At 36.2% G+C, this 1,339-nt stretch carries 1 protein-coding gene; it reads left to right on the top strand.

What is annotated here, in order from left to right; genetic code table 11:
- The first annotated feature begins 108 nt into the window (after positions 1–108).
- On the top strand, positions 109–1,287 hold the full coding sequence (locus ACKTSC_RS13395) for an IS256 family transposase (RefSeq protein ID WP_114526057.1): 1,179 nt from the start codon (positions 109–111) through the stop codon (positions 1,285–1,287).
- The last annotated feature ends 52 nt before the right edge of the window (positions 1,288–1,339 follow it).

The following is a 1,339-nucleotide window of genomic DNA, read 5'->3' as shown; positions in this document are numbered from 1 at the left end:
GAGAGTGTAAAATATTTTGTGTAAATGAATAAAATCCATACAAAAAAGGAAGTCCCTTCTGTAGAATTAAGTTTACGACAACCAATTCACAGAAAAGAGGACTTCCCTATGAATGATTTTACTACAGAAATTGTGCAAACTCTAGTCACTAAAGGAGATTTAAATGAATTATTCCGTTCACACTTAGAAAGAGCGGTAAACACCCTCCTACGGACTGAATTAACGGCTTTCTTAGAGTATGAAAAATATGACCGCACTGGTTTTAATTCAGGTAATTCGAGGAACGGTTCTTATTCTCGATCCATCAAAACCGAATATGGTGAATTAACATTGGAGATACCTAGAGATCGAAATGGTGAGTTTAAACAACAAACTTTACCAGCCTACAAAAGAACAAATGACACATTGGAAACCACCATCATCCATTTGTTCGAAAAAGGCGTTACGATGTCTGAAATCGCTGATTTAATTGAAAAGATGTATGGGCATCACTATACTCCACAAACCATGTCCAACATGACTAAAGTGCTGACTGAAGAAGTAAATGCATTTAAAGTTAGAACTCTAAATGATAAGTATGTCGCTATTTTCATGGATGCTACTTATATTCCTTTAAAACGGCAAACCGTCTCCAAAGAAGCAATCTATATTGCCATTGGTATACGAGAAGACGGCACTAAAGAAGTACTAAGTTATGCGATTGCTCCGACTGAATCGACCTACGTTTGGAATGAGTTGTTACAGGACATTTACTCCAGAGGGGTTCATGATGTCTTACTGTTTATTACCGATGGCTTAAAAGGCATGAAAGATACGATTCACCAGATTTATCCTAAAGCTAAATACCAACATTGCTGTGTTCACGTTTCCCGTAATATTGCTCATAAAGTACGTGTCAAAGATCGAAAAGAAATCTGTGATGATTTTAAGGCTGTTTATCAAGCTAGCTCAAAGGAAGAGGCAAATACCTTTTTAGGGAGTATGATTGAGAAGTGGCAGAAAACTTATCCTAAAGTGACGCAGTCACTGATAAAAAATCAAGATTTATTGACTTTTTATGAGTTTCCGCCTGGTATCCGCCGAAGCATTTACTCAACTAATTTAATCGAATCTTTCAATAAACAAATCAAGAAATACAGCCGCAGAAAAGAGCAGTTTCAAAATGAAGAATCACTAGAGCGTTTCCTAGTATCCATCTTTGATACATACAATCAAAAATTCTTAAATAGAAGCCATAAAGGCTTCCAACAAGTGACGGATACATTAGCTTCAATGTTTACTGAGTAACCCATTATTTTGCAGAAGGACGAGTTATTTACACAAAATTATTGACGCTCCC

Origin of the sequence: Enterococcus hailinensis, from assembly GCF_045862035.1 — a bacterium.
Taxonomy (GTDB): domain Bacteria; phylum Bacillota; class Bacilli; order Lactobacillales; family Enterococcaceae; genus Enterococcus_A; species Enterococcus_A hailinensis.
This window is presented reverse-complemented; position numbering and strand designations above follow the sequence as displayed.